We start from the raw sequence: 16,475 nt of genomic DNA, 5'->3' as shown, positions 1-16,475 counted from the left end.
GGCAGGCGCGGACGGAAGCCCCGGCCGCCATACGGTCAACGCATCCTGTCAAAATCGCTCCACGTTGCGCAGCAAGATCAGGCTACTTGGCCTTGGCCGCGCGCTTGGCCTCCTGCTTGGCGGCCCGAACGCGACCCAGTGTGTCGGCGTCGACCACATCCGCTACCGAACGCAACGACCCCTCCTCGCCATAGGGTCCAGCCGCCTCGCGCCATCCTGGCGGTTGAACCCCCATTTGCTTGCCGAGCAATGCCAAAAATATCTGAGCCTTCTGCTTGCCGAAGCCGGGAAGTCCCAGAAGCCGGTTGAGCAACTCTTTGCCGTCGGCGGCGTCACTCCAGAGACTCTCGGGCTTGCCGTCGTAGTGCTCCACAAGGTAGGCGGCCAGCTGCTGGACCCTGTCGGCCATCGCCTTCGGGTAGCGGTGCACGGCCGGCTTCGCGGACAGCAGCACGGCGAACTCCTCGGGGTCGAGGGCCGCGATCTCCTCCGCGGTGAGGTCGTGCCCGAGGCGTTCGGAGATGGTGTGAGGCCCCGTGAACGCCCATTCCATCGGGATCTGCTGATCGAGCAGCATGCCGACGAGCAGGGCGAGCGGACTTCGGCCGAGAAGATCGTCGGCCTCCGTCCGCTGGGCGAGCTGGATGCGCATGGGAACAGCTTCGCACGGATGCGGTTCCGAAGAAGCGAACACAGGCGTTGTGGAGGCTTGACACTCAGCCGAGAAAAGATGAAATGGGAGCGCACGTCGCCCTGCAACCATTCCTGGGGGGTTTGCCCCAGGCTTCCAGAGGAATCTCACATCTATGCTCGCTCTGGCCACACGCTTCCTCAGGGAGCCGGTCAGTCTCAGGCTGGCCGAAGAGTTCCTGACCATACCCGTGGACACTATCGACCGGTGCGTGGCCGACGTCTGCGCCTGCGCGCAGCACCTCGGCATCTCCCCGACGCCCGATGTCATCGAACGCATCGCCCGCGAACATCTGCTGGCGATCGTCAACTCCGCACCACCGCCCCGGACTCCCCGATAACATCGGGGTCACCAGGCCGCGTTCTACGCACCGTTTCAGCCTGGAATGCGAGAGAGTGAGGGCGTGCGCCGACACCGACGAGATCCCCGGGAGAGCACTCCGCCAGACGATGTCTTCAAGGAGATGGTGCAGGCGGCTCGCGAGCTGCTGGCCGTGCGCAGCCCCCTTGACGCCGAGCTGATGGTCTCCGACATGATCGGAGCCTGGTGGGGCAGGCGCGTCCGGGGTGGTGACGTCGAACAGGTTCTCGGCGAGGGCCTGGTCGACTACGCCGCGAAGGCCGGCACTCCGGCGTCGCTGACGCTGCTCATCTGCCTGGCCTATCTCGGCACGGCCCGCCAGGGCGCCAAGGCCGAGGGCGCGGCGCTGGCGATGATGGAGTCGGGCGTGGCCAGGCCCGGCTGGGCCGAGCGGGTCGGCGCGGTCAAGCCGACCGGCTGCTACGTCTCCCGCGACGCCTACGGCGACCAGGACACGGTGATCTGCACGTTCGGCTACCGCTGGAGCGACGGGGCCCGTGAGGAGCCGGCGGCCGGTGACGCGGCGCCGGTCGTCGAGCAGGAGCAGGACCGGCACGCGCTGGTCATGGTCGTCGATCACAACATGTCGGGCATGGCGCGCGACGCCTGGGTGTCCTCGCAGGTCGACACGCTGCTGGACAAGGCCCGCGCCGAGGCGGCCGGCAACGCGATGCTGCTGTTCGAGGAGATCGAGCCCCAGCAGGCCAGGGCGCTGCTGGAGTCGGCCATGAAGGCCACCAGGGAGCCGAAGACCCCGCCGCCGGTCAGCGACAGCTACAGCGCCTACCACGCCTTCGCCCGCGCCCGGCTCAAGGCCCTCCCGCCGGGCCGCAAGCGCCCCGCTCCCCTGCACATCGAGGCGCCCTACAGCCGCGAACGGCGGGCGATGCTGGCCGCGGAGTTTCTCGCCTCCGACGCGGCCGAGCACCTGTCCGACCCGTCGGCGGCCTCGCGGTGCGCCGACCACATCATCGACTACGGCTGCGAGCAGGACTTCAACCGGCCGCTGCGGGTGAGCCCGACCAAGTGCGAGACGTTCCTGCTCGACTGGCTGCCGCGCAAGGTGATGTTAAGCATGGCCGAACAGGAGGCCATGCCGCACGTGCTGTCCGCGTGGGTGCGCTTCGCCGCCCGCCGCACCGGCCTGCCGGAAAGAGGGCTCAAGGCCACGCTCGACGCGGTGTGGGAGGCGACCGGCAAGTTCCCGGAGGCCTACCGGGATCCGACCTCCTTCGGCCTGGACCGCCCGCTGCTGGAGCGGCTGCTGCCGGATGGCGACCTGTCGGCGCTGGCCAGGCGGGTCTTCGCGTTCCCGTTCCTGCAGGGCGTGCACGGCGGTGTCGACCTCGACGCGCTCAATCCGGCCGACGAGGCCGACCGGCGCACGCTGCTGGAGATCGACCACGTCGGCGCCATCGACGAGGAGCACCTGGCCTGGCACGAGGAGATCGCCGCGCGGCTGTGGGACGGCGACCCGCCGCAGCTGTGGGAGGCGGCCCAGCGGCTGCTCGACCTCGGCCATGACCGCCACGACGTGCTGCACGTGCTCATCGAGATCGCCGAGCGCATCGGGGGCGACCCGGACGAGCTCGCCTCCGCCCTCGACGACATCGCCGACATCCCCGACGAGATCTAGTCCGGCGCCCGGCATTGGCGCTGTTCGTCGCGCCGAGGTGGCCGCTACCGCCATGATGGGAAGCATGGTGATCGACCTCAACGCTGATCTGGGCGAAGGCTTCGGCGTGTGGCGGCTGGGCGACGACCTGGCCCTGCTCGACATCGTCACGAGCGCGAACGTCGCCTGCGGATTCCACGCCGGCGACCCCGTGACGATCAGGCGCACCTGCGCGGCGGCCGTGGACCGCGGCGTGGCCATCGGGGCGCAGGTGTCCTACCGCGACCTGGCCCACTTCGGGCGCCGGGAGATGGACGCCGAGCCGGAGGAGCTCTGCGCGGAGGTGCTCTACCAGCTCGCGGCCGTCGACGGCATCGCGCGGGCGATGGGCGGCCGGGTCTCCTACGTCAAGCCGCACGGCGCGCTCTACAACCGCATCTGCCGCGACGAGGTCCAGGCGGCCGCGGTGATCGAGGCCGTGGCCGACTACGACACCTCGCTGCCGGTGCTCACGCTGCCCGGCTCGGTGGTGCACGGCGTGGCCGCCGCCGAGGGCGTGCCGACGATCACCGAGGCGTTCGCCGACCGCGCCTACACGGCCGCCGGGGCGCTGGTCTCGCGGCGCGAGCCCGGGGCGGTGATCCACGACGTCGCCACGGTCTCCGCGCGCGCCGTGCGGATGGCCGTCGAGGGCCGGGTGACCGCCGTGGACGGCAGCGCGGTGGTGGTCTCCGCCCGGTCCATCTGCGTGCACGGCGACACGCCTGACGCGGTACGCCTGGCGCAGGCCGTACGCGATGGGCTGCTGGAGGCGGGAGTGGTCCTGCAGGCCTTCGCATGATCCGGGTGGCCGGCGAAGCCGGGCTGCTCGTCGAGACCGGGTCGCTGGCGGTCTCGCACCGGCTCGACGCGGCCCTGTGCGCCTCGCGGCCCGCGGGGGTGGTGGAGATCGTGCCGGGGCCCGAGACGGTGCTGGTGGTGGCGCCGGGGGCGGACCAGGGTCTGTTGCGGGGGCGGCTGGAGGAGTTGCTCGGCGAGGTGCTGGCGTCGGAGCCGGGTCCGGAGCGCGAGGCCGGGCAGGCCGTGGTCATTCCCGTCGTCTATGACGGGGAGGATCTCGATTCCGTGGCCGAGCTGGCCGGGATCCCGGTGGACGACGTGATCGCGCGGCACACCGGGCGGGAGCTGGTGGTGGGCTGGCTGGGGTTCGCGCCGGGGTTCGCCTACCTGACGGGGCTGGATCCGGTGCTCCACCTGCCGCGGCTGGCGACCCCGCGCACGTCGGTGCCGGCCGGTTCGGTGGCGATCGCCGGACCCTACTCCGCGATCTACCCCACCGCCTCGCCGGGTGGCTGGCGGCTGCTGGGCCGTACGTCGACGCGGATCTGGGACGTCGAGGCCGACCCGCCGTCGCTGTTCCGGCCCGGCACCCGCGTACGGTTCGAGCCGGCATGATCGAGATTCTCGTGCCGGGCCCCTACGCGACCGTGCAGGACCTGGGCCGGCCCGGCTACGCGCACCTGGGCGTGCCCTGCTCCGGCGCGGCCGACGAGGCGAGCCTGCGGCTGGCCAACCGGCTCGTCGGCAACCCCAAGGAGGCGGCGGGGATCGAGCTGACCTACGGGCAGGCGCGGCTGGCCTTCCACGTGGGCGCCTGGGTCGCGGTGACGGGCGCGCCCTGTCCGCTGACCGCGCGGTCGGCTCTTCCGGTGAGCGCCGGGATGGGTGTGCCGTTCTGGGTTCCGGCCGAGACCGAGGTGCGGTTCGGGGCGCCCGCGTGGGGGCTGCGGACCTACCTGGCCGTGCGGGGCGGGATCGCCGTCGAGCCGGTGCTCGGCAGCCGGTCGACGGACTCGCTCTCCGGGCTCGGACCGGCGCCGCTGCGCCAGGGGAGCATGCTCCCCGTGGGTGAGTCGGGGAGCCTGGTGGAGATCTCGGTGGATCTGGCGCCCGCCGGGCAGCCGCCGCCCGCCGTCCTGCGGCTCGTGCCGGGGCCGCGCGACGACTGGTTCGCGCCGGGCGCGCTGGCCGAGCTCTGCGCGCGGCCGTACGAGGTGAGCCAGGACAGCAACCGCGTGGGGGTACGCCTGCGCGGCCGGGAGCCGGCGCGGGCGCGGGAGGGTGAGCTGCCCAGTGAGGGCATGGTGACGGGGGCGGTGCAGGTGCCGCCGAGCGGGCAGCCGATCATCTTCCTCGCCGACCATCCGCCGACCGGCGGCTATCCGGTGATCGGGGTGGTGCGGGCCGCGGACCTGCCGATCGCCGCGCAGCTCCGGCCGGGTGACCGGGTGCGGTTCACAGTTCGACCTGGCCGGTGACGCACGTGACGCTGGAGCCGCCCACCCAGACCGTGGGCGCGCTTTCGGGGCCGGTGGTGATGTGGACGCGTCCGGCGCGGCCCAGCACGGTGCCCTGGCCGGCCAGGTAGGGGGCGGTGACGCGGCCGGTGCGCAGCAGCCACTGGGCGACCGAGGCGTTCAGGCTGCCGGTCACCGGGTCCTCGACCGTGCTGCCGTTGAGCGGGAAGAACGCCCGCAGCTCGATCGCGAGCGGCGACCCCGGCGGATAGGGGCCCACCACGCCCAGGTCGAGGTCGATCGGCCCGGGACGCAGCGCGAGCACGTCGTCCGCGCTCCGCAGCAGCACCGCCACCCAGCCGGGTCCGTTGTCGGCCCACTCGGCGTCGACGATCTCCTCCCGGCCGATGCCCAGCAGGCCGGCGATGCGCTCGACGAGCGGCTCGTCCACCGGCCCCGACCGCAGCAGCGGGGGCGCGGCGAACGCCAGCCCGCCGTCCGTCCTGCGCAGCCTCACCAGCCCGGCGCCGCACTCCTGCACGACCGACTCCGGCTCCTTCGGCACGCCTCCGGCCTCCAGCCAGGCGTGGCAGGTGCCCAGCGTCGGGTGCCCGGCGAAGGGCAGCTCGGACGTCGGTGTGAAGATCCGCACCCGGTAGTCGGCGCCGGGCGCGGTGGGCGGCAGGACGAAGGTGGTCTCGGACAGGTTCGTCCAGTGAGCGAACCGCTGCATCGCCTCGGTGCTCAGGCCCTCGCCGTCGAGGACGACCGCGAGCGGGTTTCCCTGGTAGGGCGTATTGGTGAAGACGTCGACTTGCCGGAACGGGCGCAACATGCGCTCAGTCTCTCAGAGCGGTCTTGGGGGTCGCGCGCATGCCGACGTACACGCACTCGGTGCCGTTGGCCAGGGTGGCGAAGACCACGGGCATGTAGTCCTCGCTGAAGGAGGGGCCGGCGCCGGAGGCGGCGAAGACCGTCTCCGTGACCGGCTCCAGGGTCATCTCCAGGGGCGGGGAGAGGTCCTTCATGCCGTCGACGAACTCGTAGCGCATGTGCGCCCTGCCGTCGTCCTGCCGTGTGACGGTGATGACGACGCCCTCGCGCCGGTACGTGCCGAGCAGCGGCGCCAGGTCGATCGCGGGCGGCTCGGCGGCCGGGAGGAAGGGGGCCGGCATCCGCACTCCGGCGAGTTCGCCGAGCAGGTCCCGGAACAGGTCGGCGTACAACTGGCGGGCGCCGCCGCCGTTGGTCAGCAGGGCGACGGCCACGCCCGCGTGCGGCACGACCCGCAGGTAGGCGTACTGGCCGATGGCGGCACCGTCGTGGCCGTAGCCGGCGATGCCGTCCCAGTCGTACAGGGTCCAGCCCAGGCCCCAGCCGTCGGCGCTGACGGTCCACTTGTCCGGCACGTCCACCTCGCGGCGCTGCATGGCGGCGACGGCGTCCGCCGACAGCACGCCGTCGCCGCCGTTGAGGTGCATCTGGGCGAAGCGCACCATGTCGCCGGCCGAGCTGATGATCCGGCCGTAGGGGCCCGCCGAGCGCGGCATCAGGTCCCAGTGGGGCGCGGGCTCGGGGTCCTGACCGGCCTCGCCCAGGTGGCTCATCGCCGCGCGGAAGCGCAGCGCCTCCTCGGGCAGCGTCATCGAGTGGCCGAGCCCGAGCGGGGTGAAGATCCGGTCCTTGAGCGCCTGGTCCCAGGTCTGGCCGGTCAGCACCTCGATGATGCGGCCCAGCACCACGTAGCCGAGGCTGCCGTAGGAGATCGCGGTGCCGGGCGGGCAGTCCAGCGGCACCCTCTGGGCGGCCTGGACATAGCGGGCCAGGCAGTCGTCACCCCGGCCGGCGTCGTAGGTGAAGTCGTTGGTCACCCCGCCGGTGTGGGAGAGCAACTGGCGAGGCGTGATGGTCTTGGTGGCCTCGGGGTCGGGGGTGGCGAACTCCGGCAGCACATTCACCACCGGCGCGTCCAGGTCCAGCGCACCGGAGTCGGCCAGCTGCATCACCAGCGTGGCGGTGTAGACCTTGGCGATCGAGCCGGACAGGAACACCGAGTCGGTCGTCGCCTCCACACCGGTCCCCCGGTGCAGCACCCCGCTCGCCAGCTCATGGATCTGGCCGTCGACCAGCACGGCCAGCGCCGCGCCCGGCACGTGGTGGGCGGCGCGCAGCTCGTCCAGCCGCGCCTGCCAGCGGGTGGTCAGGTTCGTCGACATCTGGATGCTCCTCATGTTGCGTACATGATGCTCTTGATGCGAACACTGTACGCATGAGGGTTCGATGTACGCAACTGGGCCGGGATAGTGTGGTTACGTCGGCTCTGACTCTGAGCCGGTGGAGCAGTCATGGCTCAGGTGGCTTCGGAGCGTTCCGCGAACCGGGCTCGCCCTTACCTGGACGGGTCCAGCTTCGTCGGGCGCAGGCACGAGCTGGCCGCAGCCAGGAGGGGACTGTCGCAGGCCCGGTTGCTGACCTTGACCGGCACAGGCGGTGTCGGCAAGAGCCGGCTGGCGCTCAGGATCGCGGAGCTCCTGCGGGGCGCCTACAAAGACGGCGTGGAGGTCATCGAACTGGCCACCCTGGAGGCCGGTGACCTGCTGGAACCGATGGTCGCCGGGGCACTGGGCCTGCGCGAGGCGGGATCCGACCCCATGACCGTGCTGATGGACCATCTGGCGGACAAGCGGATGCTGCTGGTCCTCGACAACTGCGAACATCTGCTCGACGACTGCGCCCGTTTCGTGGACCGGCTCCTGCGCGGCGCTCCCAGGCTGCGGATCCTGGCGACCAGCAGGCAGACGCTGGGGGTGTACGGCGAGCAGGTGCTGCCGGTTCCGTCGCTGTCCGTGCCGGACCCCGGCCATCCGCCCCGCCGCGTCGCCCGGCACGATTCGGTGCGCCTCTTCGTGGAGCGGGCGGCGAGCGTGTCACCCGGTTTCGCCCTGGACACACATAACGCGGCCTGCGTGGCACGCCTGGCCCGGCGCCTGGAGGGGATCCCGCTGGCGATCGAGCTGGCCGCCGTACAGCTGCGGGCCCTGCCCTTGGAAGAGCTCACGCGCGAGCTGGACGAGTGCTTCGAGGTGCTGGCGGCGGGGAGCCCCGCCACGACGCCACGCCATCAGACGCTCCGCGCGACCATGGACTGGAGCTTCCGCCTGTGCTCACCGGCGGAGCAGCGGTTGTGGGCCCGGCTGTCGATGTTCCCCGGCGGGGTCGACCTGGACACCGCCGAGGCGGTGTGTTCCGGTGCGGGGATCGCCCCCGACGAGATGATCGATCTGGTGACCGGGTTGGTGGACAAGTCGGTCCTGGTCGGCGAGCGGGGGGCGACCGGCCTTCGGTATCGCATGCTGGAGAGCATCCGCGCGTACGGGTCCGAGCAGCTGGCGTCCACCGAAGAGCGGGCACTGCGCCGGCGCTATGTCGGCCACTACCGGGACCTGGTCGACCGGCACCGGATCGACGCGATCGTCCCCGACCAGCTGGAGCGGTACCTGCTCCTGCAACGAGAGCTGCCCAACCTCCGCGTCGGGCTCGAGCTGTGCCTGAGTGACCCGGCCCTGGCTCTCGTGGGGCTCGAGACGGCGTCGGCGATGTGGTCCTTCTGGCTCCTCGCCGGCTCCCTCACCGAGGGCCGCTACTGGCTGGAGCGCACCCTGAAGCCGGTGCGGGCGGCGAACAGCGCCCGGGCGACGGCGCTCTGGGTGGACAGCATGCTCGCCCTCCGGCAGGGCGACCTGGCGAAAGCCATGCCGAGACTTGAGGAATGCCGCCGCATCGCACGGCGGCCGGGGAACGAGGATGTCCTGCCGTTCGCCATCCGGACCTCCGGTGTCGCAGCGTGCTCCACCGGGGACGCCCGGCGTGGCCTCGCGCTCTTGGAGGAGTCGCTCGCCCTCTTCCGGGCCGCCGGGGACGTGGACGGTGAGATGTTCAGTCTGTACTACGCGGCCGTGTACGGTTCGATCGAGGATCCCGGCCGGGCCGCCGGATTCGGCGCGGAGGCCCTGGCGCTCTGCGAGGCTCATCACGCGCAGGTGTCGCGCGGGTACGCCCAGCTGGCGCTCGGCATGGCCGTGTGGAACCTGGGCGACTACCAGCGGGCCGACACGCTGGTGAGGGAGGCCGCCGAGTTCACCGGGGAGATCAACGACCGGTGGTGCCTGACGCAGTGCCTGGAGGTGCTGGCGTGGATCGCCGGTGCGCGCCAGGACCATGAAAAGGCCGCCCGCTTGCTGGGGGCGGCGCACTCGTTGTGGCAGGTGGTGGACGCCTCACCCATGCGGCTGTCGTACCACGCGAGATGGCACGAGCGCTGCGTGGAGCAGGCCCGCGACGCCCTGGGGGATCGGGCGTTCACGGCGAGCTTCCGAGACGGGGCGAGTCTCGGCCTCGAACGCGTGCTCACCTGTGAGGATGATGGGTGACCCCGGCCGACCTCGTGGGGAGTTCGAACCAGACGGTCTTTCCCTCGGCTGTGGAGTCACTGCCCCAGCAGCAGGCCAGCACGTCGATCATGTCCAGGCCGCGGCCTTGCTCGTCGCCCGGCAGGGCGTGGTGGACGCGGAGCGGCGGCGCGGCGCCCGCGTCCTCGACCTCGCCGCGCAGCAGGCCGTCGGTGACGGAGAGAGTCAGCCGGTACGGTCCTGGCGCATACCGCAGCGCATTGGTGACGATCTCGCTGACCAGCAGCTCGGCGACCTCCGCCGGTTCGTCGAGACCCCATGCGGCCAGCCGGGCACGGGTGAGACGTCGTACCCGCGGCACTGTGGACATGCTTGGCGAAAGCCACCATGAGGCGACCTGCTCGCCGGGCACCTGGCCGGAGCCGGTGGCGTACTCCCCCAGGCGCCGGACGCCGGCCTTGAGCCGGGTCCAGAGCGAGGTGTGACCGTTCCAGGGCATGGCCGCGTCCCGCGAGCCGTCCTGCGGGGGCGCTTCCATGAGCGCGGATCCGAGGTGCTGGTTCATGCCGCCCGCCCGGAGTAGTCGTAGTTGGCGGCGACGCAGCGCCCGTCGGGCAGGATCTCGCCATTGTCCTCGAAGACCACTACGCCGTTGCACAGCAGGCCCCACCCTTGTTCCGGGTGGAACGCCACCAGGCGGGCGGCCTCGTGGTCGAAGGCGTATGCGGATGGGCACCGGGGCTGGTGCTGGCACATGATCGTTCCTCTATATCTTCGCCGGTATCACAGCGGTTCTTTCTGACGCAACCATCATGCGCAGGCAAACGGCGGGTGTAAGACGGGATAAATGCCTATACGAACCCCCGTTTCTACCTACGTAGGTAGGTAGAGGCAGCCTCCACCGCAGGTCAAGGCGGCATGACGCGAGCGCCTGTCCACAAGGGCTCGGCGAACTCACCGGGCCGGGATGAGCTAGCCTGAAATTGTCATGGGGGCAATGACACGGCGGCATACGGGGAACCTGCCAGCCGAACTGACGAGTTTCGTTGGTCGTCGGCACGAACTGGCCGAGACCAAGCGACTGCTTGCCGCTGGGCGGATGGTGACGCTGACCGGTCCCGGCGGAGTGGGCAAGACGCGGCTGGCGATGAGGGTCGCGGCGGAGATGTCCCGGGTCTTCCCCGACGGGATGTGGCTGATCGACCTGGCTCCGCTCACGGCCGAAGAGCTGCTCACGGAGACGATCGGCGAGACGATCGGCTGCCACCACCCGGATGTGGCCTCTCTCTCCGAGCACCTGTTGGGCAAGCGGCTGCTCCTGGTCCTGGACAACTGCGAGCACCTGCTGAACGAGTGCGCCATCCTGGCCGGCAAGCTGCTCTCCGCGGCGCCCGAGCTGCGCATTCTCGCGACCAGCCGGCAATCCCTGGGGGTGCAGAGCGAGCACCTGCTGGAGGTGCCGCCGTTGACGGTGCCGGGGGCGGACGAGACCGTGCTCGCCGATGCCGAAGCACACTACGAGGCGGTGCGGCTGTTCGCCGACCGGGTGGCGGCCGTCGTGCCAGGGTTCACCGTCAACGAGGCCAACAGCGGGGCGGTGACGCAACTGTGCCGGCGGCTGGACGGGATCCCGCTGGCCATCGAGCTCGCGGCGGTGCGCATGCGGGCCTTGTCCGTGGACCAGATCCTCGATCGGCTGAACGACCGGTTCCAGTTGCTGTCGAAGGGGCACATGGTCGCGGTGCCACGGCAGAGGACGCTGCAGACGCTGGTGGACTGGAGCCATCACCTGTGCTCGCCCGAGGAACGGACCCTGTGGGAACGGCTGTCGGTCTTCTCCGGCGGCTGCGATCTCGAAGCGGTCGAAGAGGTGTGCTCGGGCGACGGGATCACCCGCGAAGACGTCCTCCACGTGCTGACGGAGCTGGTCGACAAGTCGATCCTGCGGCGCAAGACGCAGAGCTCCGGGATGCGTTACGAGATGCTGGAGACACTCCGCCAGTACGGCTGGGAACGTATCGCCGACCCCCAGCAGCGGACGGCGCTTCGGCTGCGGCATCGCGACTGGTGCCGCGACCTGGCCGCGCGGGCGGAGGCCGAGTGGTTCGGCGAGCATCAGATGGAGTGGCTCGTCCGGATCCGCCAGGAGCAGGCCAACGTACGGGCGGCACTGGAGTTCTCCTTGAGCGAGCCGGGCCAGGCCTGGGCCGCCCTCGAGATCGCCGCCGCGATGTGGAGCCACCGGCTCTCGTGGAGCTCCCCCAGCGAAGGCCACCACTGGCTGGAGCGGGCGCTGGCGCAGGAGCCCGGCCCCAGCGCCGCGCGGGCCAAGGCCCTGTGGGTCGACGCCTGGCTCGTCCTGCTGCAGGGCGACCCCTTGGCCGCGCGACCGCTGTTGCGGGAGTCGCGCGCGCTGGCCGAGCAGTTGGGTGACGAGGCGCAGTTGGCCGGCACGGTCCACATCACCGGCTTCGCCGCACTGCTGGCCGGAGACTTCGCGCGGGCGTACACCCTGCTGGAGGACGCCGTGGCCCGCCGCCGCGCCCTCGGCCACCCGGGCCACGCATGGGTCGCCCTCTTCCAGCTCAGCATCGCCGCCGTCCTCCTGGGCGACGACCGCTCGACGGCGCTCTGCCAGGAGGCCCTGGAGCTGTCCCGGCGCGTGAACGCGGACTGGTCCGTCTCCTACGCCTTGTGGGTCACGGCCCTGGACCGGTGGCGGCGCGGCGATCCCGGCAGCGCCCTGCCCATGATGCGCGACGCGCTGAGACTCAAGCTGCGGTGCAACGATCATCTCGGCATCGCCCAATGCCTTGAGGGTCTCGCCTGGATCATGGCCGATCAGCAGCGGGACAAACGGGCCGCCCAATTGCTGGGCGCCGCGCAGATGGTCTGGCGCTCGATCGAGACGTCGCTGTCCGGACTCGGGCATCTGGCCGGTCTGCACATCCTGTGCGAGGCCCGGCTACGGGAGAGCCTCAGGGAGGAGGCGTTCACCGCGGCCTTCACGTATGGCTCCGAGCTCACGCTCGATCAGGCCGTCGCCCACGCTCTGGAGGAGAAGCCGTCGCGGGAGGCGGGCAGCGCCCAGCCGGAATCCGACGTCGCGTCCGTCCTGACCCGCAGAGAACGCGAGATCGCCGAGCTCGTCGCACGGGGGCTGAGCAACAAGCAGATCGCGGAGACCCTGGTGATCGCCCAGCGCACCGCCGAAGGCCATGTCGAGAACATCCTGCGCAAGCTGAGCTTCACCTCCAGGTCGCAGGTCGCCAAAGCCTGGAGCTCGCGACAGCGGGCCGGCAGACAGTGATTCCGAGCCAAGCATCGCGGCCCGCCTCCGAACCGCTTGCCCGCATCCGCGGAGTGAGCAAGCGGTTCGGCGGCACTTCCGCGCTGGAGGGGGTGGATCTCGACATCCACCGCGGCGGCGTCCTCGGCCTGCTCGGGCAGAACGGCGCCGGCAAGTCCACACTGATCAAGATCCTGGCCGGGGTCTATCGCGCCGACGAGGGCGAGGTGGTGGTGGCCGGCCATCCACTGGGCAGCCAGGGCGCCTCCAGGAGCATGTCCTTCATCCACCAGGACCTCGGTCTCGTCGAGTGGATGACCGTCGCCGAGAACATCGCGCTCGGCACCGGCTATCGCCGGCGTTGCGGTCTCATCTCCTGGCATCAGGTGCGCGACCGCTGCGCGGAAGCCCTCCGGCTGCTCGCGATCCACCTCGACCCCGCTGAGCGGATCTCCAACCTCACGCGCGCCGAGCGGTCACTCGTCGCCATCGCCCGCGCGCTGGCCGCCGAGGCCGAGCTCATCGTGCTGGACGAGCCGACCGCGAGCCTGCCCGCACCCGACTGCGCCCGCCTGTTCGAGGTGCTGCGCGCGCTGCGCGACCGGGGTCACGGCATCGTGTACGTGAGCCACCGGCTCGACGAGGTGCGGGCGATCGCCGACAGGGTCGCGGTCCTGCGCAACGGGCGCCTCGTCAGCCAGGGACCCCTCACCGGCGGCTATCGCACCCGCCTCGTCCACGACATCGTCGGGCACGAACCGACGCCCCACCGGCGCCCGAGTCGCCACGCGGGACAGGTCGTGCTGAGCCTCGCCGACGTGCGGACCGGGCAGGCCGGCCCGATCAGCCTCGACCTGCGGGCCGGCGAGGCGATCGGTCTGGTCGGTCTCACGGGCGCCGGTCACGCGGATCTCGGCCGCGCTCTGGCCGGCTCGCACCCCGTTCTGGCCGGCCGCGTCCTGCTCGACGGGCGTCCGTACCAGCCCAGGTCGGTCTCGGCGGCCGTCGGCGCGGGTGTCGGTCTCGTGACGAGCGACCGGCAGGAGGAGGGCATCGCCCCGGACCTCAGCGTCCGGGAGAACTTCCTGGCGAACGCCAAGGCGCACGGCCGCTCACCCCTGAGCTGGATCCGGCCGGGCCAGGAGCGCGCCGAAGCGGCGGCGCTCGTCGCGTGCTTCGGCGTCCGCCCCGAGGACACCGAGGCGCCGCTCGCCACGCTGTCGGGCGGAAACCAGCAGAAGGTCGTCCTCGGCCGCTGGCTCGGGACGAATCGTCATCTCCTGATCCTCGAGGAGCCGACGACCGGTGTCGATGTCGGCGCCAAACCCGAGATCTACCGGCTCCTCGACGACGCCGTGGCCGCCGGACTGGCCCTGCTCCTCAGCTCCGCCGACTTCGAAGAGGTCGTGAACGTGTGTGACCGCGCCCTCGTCTTCGTCCGGGGGACGGTGACCGCCGAGCTGGCCGGTGACGCCCTCACGGTCACCGCGCTCACCCGGGCCGCGTCGGCCGCGCCCGCCACCGGGATGATCGGCCGATGACCACGGGGCTCCCGCGCCGGCGACGGCCCACCGCCGGCCACCTCATCGGCAGCTACGGACTGCTCGCGCTGGCGGTCGTCCTGTTCGTCGTGTTCGCGCTCGTCCTGCCGGACACCTTTCCCACGATGGCCAACCTGAGGTCGATCCTGTCGACTCATTCGATCACCGCGATGCTGGCACTGGGCGCGATGATCCCCATCGTCACGGGGAAGTTCGACCTGTCCATCGGCTACGGCCTCGGGCTCTGGCACGTCCTGACCCTGCAGCTCATCATCGCCGTCGGCTGGCCATGGCCCCTGGCCTGCCTCGGCGTGCTCATCGGCGGAGCGCTCACCGGCGTGATCAACGGTCTGCTCGTCGAGTTCGCGCGGATCGACTCCTTCATCGCCACCCTGGGCACCGGCAGCGTCATGTACGCCATCACGGGCTGGGTGACCATGGGCGCCCGGATCGTTCCCGACTCCGAAGGCCTGCCCGCGGACTTCATCGGCATCTCCGAGGCGAAGTTCCTGGGCCTGCCGGTGCCCGCGTTCTACGTCCTCGTCCTCGCCGCGGTGCTCTGGATCGTGCTCGAGCGCCTCCCCCTCGGCCGCTACCTCTACGTCATCGGCTCCAACCCGCGCGCCGCCGACCTGATCGGGATCCCGACCCGCCGGTACGTCGTCTACGCTTTCACCGGCTCCGGGCTGGTCACCGGCGCCGCGGGCGTCCTGCTCGCCGCGCAGCAGCAGATCGGCAATCCGAGCGTCGGGATCGACTACCTGCTGCCGGCGTTCGTCGCTGCCCTGCTCGGCTCCACCGCGATCAGGGCCGGGCGGCCCAACCCGCTCGGCACCGTCGTCGCCGTCGCCATCCTCGCGATCGGCCTGTCGGGCATCAGCCAACTGGGGGCGGACTTCTGGGTGACGCCGCTGTTCAACGGTGTCACCCTGCTCATCGCGGTCGGGCTGGTCGGCTACACGACCCGGCGCCGGCTGCGTACGGGGCCGAGCGCGCCGCGCCGCACGCCACCACCTCCGTCGGAGGAGGCGTCGGTCGAGTCCGCCGCCACACCGGCCGGCGGCCCGCCACCGCCCTGGACCGTTCCACCCGCCGAGTGAGGAGCCGAGCGTGAACCGCACCCGAAACCGCTTCTCGCGCACCGCGTCAGCGCTGGCGGTGGCCGCCGTGCTCGTCGGCGGCTGCTCGCGCGCCTCGTCCAGCCTGGCTCCCACCCCCGATCCCGGGCGGCCGACGAGCACCTGCCCCGGTGTCCTGGACGTGGCCAAGCAGGCCGTCGCGCGGGCCGAGGGCGTCGACGCCTGGGACGGCCCCACGAGCGGGCCACCCGCGGTCCGGGGCAAGAGCATCGTGTTCGTCGCGGAGGCCATGATCAATCCCGGTGTCGCGGGCACGGCCAAGGGGGTGGAGGAAGCCGCGCGGTCCATCGGCTGGGACGTCCGGGTGATCGACGGTCAGGGCACTCCCGCCGGCATACGGGCGGCCTTCGGCCAGGCCATCGCCCTGCGCCCGTCGGGGATCGTCATCGGCGGCTTCGACCCCAACTCCACGGCCGAGCAGGTCGAGCAGGCCAACGACGCGAACATCCCGTTGATCGGGTGGCACGCGACGAGCCGGCCCGGGCCCAGCCAGAATCCGAGGCTCTTCACCAACATCACCACCCGGGTGGAGGACGTCGCGCGGATCAGCGCGTACTGGATCATCGCCCAGTCGAACGGGACCGCCGGAGCCGTCATCTTCACCGACTCCTCGATCCCCTTCGCGGAGAACAAGTCACAACTGATCAAGAAGACCCTGCTGAGCTGTTCCAGCGTCAAGCTGCTCTCCTACCAGAACATCCCGCTTCCCGACACGGGCAGCCGTACGCCTCAGGCGGTCTCCGCGCTCGTGTCGCGCTTCGGTGATCGATGGACCTACTCGGTCGCCATCAACGACCTCTACTTCGCCGACGCGGCGGCGGCCCTGCGCGCCGCGGGCAAGGCGGGCGACGGGGCCCCCTTCTCGATCGGCGCGGGTGACGGCGACCCGTCGGCGTTCCAGCGCATCCGAGACCGGCAGTTCCAGGCGGCGACCGTGCCCGAGCCGTTGAACGCGCAGGGCAGCCAGATCGTCGACGAGTTCAACCGCGCGTTCGCCGGTCAGCCCCCGAGCGGCTACGTCCCGCCCGTGCACCTGACCACGACGCAGAACGTCGACGGCACCGCGTCGTGGGACCCCCCGGGCTATCGCGCGGCCTACGAGCGGATCTGGAACGGCTGAGGCCGGCCTGCCTG

The 16,475-nt window shown here is 71.3% G+C and carries 15 protein-coding genes; 10 read left to right on the top strand and 5 right to left on the bottom strand.

From position 1 onward, the window contains the following. Positions 1-82 precede the first annotated feature (82 nt). The gene (locus KME78_RS27650; RefSeq protein WP_219532273.1) at positions 83-652 is read right to left on the bottom strand and encodes an HhH-GPD-type base excision DNA repair protein; all 570 of its coding nucleotides are present in this window, start codon (positions 650-652) and stop codon (positions 83-85) included. 154 nt (positions 653-806) lie between these two features. Here KME78_RS27650 and KME78_RS27645 point away from each other — a divergent pair, with 154 nt between their 5' ends. The 5 genes from KME78_RS27645 to KME78_RS27625 all read left to right on the top strand — a co-directional run bounded on the left by KME78_RS27645 (position 807) and on the right by KME78_RS27625 (position 4,984). Continuing rightward, positions 807-1,031 (top strand): hypothetical protein, encoded by a 225-nt coding sequence (locus KME78_RS27645; protein ID WP_214635673.1) that lies wholly within the window; start codon positions 807-809, stop codon positions 1,029-1,031. A 123-nt stretch (positions 1,032-1,154) separates the two neighbouring features. Continuing rightward, positions 1,155-2,687, top strand: coding sequence for a hypothetical protein (locus KME78_RS27640; RefSeq protein ID WP_219532272.1), 1,533 nt, complete (start codon positions 1,155-1,157; stop codon positions 2,685-2,687). Positions 2,688-2,751: 64 nt separating this feature from the next. Then, positions 2,752-3,507 (top strand): LamB/YcsF family protein, encoded by a 756-nt coding sequence (locus tag KME78_RS27635; protein WP_219532271.1) that lies wholly within the window; start codon positions 2,752-2,754, stop codon positions 3,505-3,507. Continuing rightward, positions 3,504-4,121 (top strand): 5-oxoprolinase subunit B family protein, encoded by a 618-nt coding sequence (locus KME78_RS27630; protein ID WP_219532270.1) that lies wholly within the window; start codon positions 3,504-3,506, stop codon positions 4,119-4,121. Before KME78_RS27635 ends, KME78_RS27630 begins: the two co-directional genes overlap by 4 nt. Beyond that, on the top strand, positions 4,118-4,984 hold the full coding sequence (locus KME78_RS27625; RefSeq protein WP_219532269.1) for a 5-oxoprolinase subunit C family protein: 867 nt from the start codon (positions 4,118-4,120) through the stop codon (positions 4,982-4,984). Before KME78_RS27630 ends, KME78_RS27625 begins: the two co-directional genes overlap by 4 nt. Here KME78_RS27625 and KME78_RS27620 read toward each other — a convergent pair. Together KME78_RS27620 and KME78_RS27615 are read right to left on the bottom strand one after the other, a co-directional pair. Next, the gene (locus KME78_RS27620; RefSeq protein WP_219532268.1) at positions 4,962-5,798 is read right to left on the bottom strand and encodes a PhzF family phenazine biosynthesis protein; all 837 of its coding nucleotides are present in this window, start codon (positions 5,796-5,798) and stop codon (positions 4,962-4,964) included. The genes KME78_RS27625 and KME78_RS27620 overlap by 23 nt on opposite strands. 4 nt (positions 5,799-5,802) lie before the next feature. Continuing rightward, the gene (locus KME78_RS27615; protein ID WP_219532267.1) at positions 5,803-7,179 is read right to left on the bottom strand and encodes a serine hydrolase domain-containing protein; all 1,377 of its coding nucleotides are present in this window, start codon (positions 7,177-7,179) and stop codon (positions 5,803-5,805) included. Positions 7,180-7,308: 129 nt separating this feature from the next. Between KME78_RS27615 and KME78_RS27610 the strand changes: the two genes are divergently transcribed. Next, the gene (locus KME78_RS27610) at positions 7,309-9,393 is read left to right on the top strand and encodes an ATP-binding protein (RefSeq protein ID WP_219532266.1); all 2,085 of its coding nucleotides are present in this window, start codon (positions 7,309-7,311) and stop codon (positions 9,391-9,393) included. Here KME78_RS27610 and KME78_RS27605 read toward each other — a convergent pair. Beyond that, the gene (locus tag KME78_RS27605) at positions 9,371-9,937 is read right to left on the bottom strand and encodes an ATP-binding protein (protein ID WP_219532265.1); all 567 of its coding nucleotides are present in this window, start codon (positions 9,935-9,937) and stop codon (positions 9,371-9,373) included. The genes KME78_RS27610 and KME78_RS27605 overlap by 23 nt on opposite strands. After that, positions 9,934-10,128 (bottom strand): DUF5999 family protein, encoded by a 195-nt coding sequence (locus tag KME78_RS27600; protein WP_219532264.1) that lies wholly within the window; start codon positions 10,126-10,128, stop codon positions 9,934-9,936. Before KME78_RS27600 ends, KME78_RS27605 begins: the two co-directional genes overlap by 4 nt. 241 nt (positions 10,129-10,369) lie before the next feature. On the opposite strand from KME78_RS27600, the gene KME78_RS27595 reads away from it, so the two are divergent. The 4 genes from KME78_RS27595 to KME78_RS27580 are packed head-to-tail and all read left to right on the top strand — an operon-like array spanning position 10,370 to position 16,461. Beyond that, a complete protein-coding gene (locus KME78_RS27595) occupies positions 10,370-12,682 on the top strand; it encodes an ATP-binding protein (RefSeq protein ID WP_219532263.1) in 2,313 nt (770 codons plus the stop codon). Between the two features lie 53 nt (positions 12,683-12,735). Beyond that, on the top strand, positions 12,736-14,202 hold the full coding sequence (locus KME78_RS27590; RefSeq protein ID WP_219532262.1) for a sugar ABC transporter ATP-binding protein: 1,467 nt from the start codon (positions 12,736-12,738) through the stop codon (positions 14,200-14,202). Further along, the gene (locus KME78_RS27585) at positions 14,199-15,302 is read left to right on the top strand and encodes an ABC transporter permease (RefSeq protein ID WP_219532261.1); all 1,104 of its coding nucleotides are present in this window, start codon (positions 14,199-14,201) and stop codon (positions 15,300-15,302) included. The genes KME78_RS27590 and KME78_RS27585 overlap by 4 nt, the downstream gene beginning before the upstream one ends. A 10-nt stretch (positions 15,303-15,312) precedes the next feature. Then, entirely contained in the window at positions 15,313-16,461 is a 1,149-nt protein-coding gene (locus tag KME78_RS27580) for a substrate-binding domain-containing protein (protein ID WP_219532260.1), read from the top strand. Positions 16,462-16,475 lie beyond the last annotated feature (14 nt).

This window comes from Nonomuraea guangzhouensis (assembly GCF_019396345.1).
GTDB classification, from domain to species: Bacteria; Actinomycetota; Actinomycetes; order Streptosporangiales; family Streptosporangiaceae; genus Nonomuraea; species Nonomuraea guangzhouensis.
This window is presented reverse-complemented; position numbering and strand designations above follow the sequence as displayed.